The organism is Streptococcus sp. 2100 (genome assembly GCF_013276335.1).
GTDB classification, from domain to species: Bacteria; Bacillota; Bacilli; order Lactobacillales; family Streptococcaceae; genus Streptococcus; species Streptococcus pseudopneumoniae.
This window is the reverse complement of the sequence record NZ_VMKV01000104.1, coordinates 1-690: the sequence shown is the minus strand read 5'-3', so window position 1 is coordinate 690 and position 690 is coordinate 1. Positions and strand designations below refer to the sequence as shown.

Here is a 690-nt window from a genome sequence, read left to right as displayed (position 1 = left end):
AGGAGCTGATAAAACAGAGGAAATACAAACCTCAATCAGTCCTGCGAGTTGAAATCCCCCAACCCAATGGAGGTGTCCTTCAGCTTGGGATTCCGACAGTGATGGATAGGATAATCCAACAAGCCATTGTCCAAGCTCTTAGAGTACTTAAATGACGGCTATGAGTGGATAGTGGATATAGACCTAGAGAAATTTTTCGATAGGGTTCCTCAAGATAGATTGATGTCCTTAGTACATAACATAATCGAAGACGGAGATAGGGAATCCTTGATTCGTCAGTATCTTCATTCAGGTGTTATCATTAACGGTCAACGTCATAAAACGCTAGTTGGCACACCACAGGGAGGAAATGTATCTCCTCTCTTATCCAATATCATGCTTAATGAATTGGACAAGGAATTAGAAAAGAGGGGACTTCGATTTGTGCGCTACGCAGATGATTGTGTGATGACGGTCGGAAGCGAGGCAGCCGCTAAGCGTGTGATGTATTCAGTTAGTCGTTTTATTGAGAAACGGCTAGGTTTGAAAGTATAGTAAAATGAAATAAGAATAGGACAAACCGATCAGGACAGTCAAATCGATTTCTAACAATGTTTTAGAAGTAGAGGTGTACTATTCTAGTTTCAATCTACTATAATTTGAAGGGGAATACCGTGATTGGCTAATATTTGTTCAAGGACATGATAGTAA

General features: G+C 40.3%; 1 pseudogene. It reads left to right on the top strand.

Annotation, left to right across the window (positions count from 1 at the left end):
• Positions 1 to 531: pseudogene (locus HT669_RS10670) on the top strand (reverse transcriptase domain-containing protein); the annotation flags it as partial.
• Positions 532 to 690: the final 159 nt, after the last annotated feature.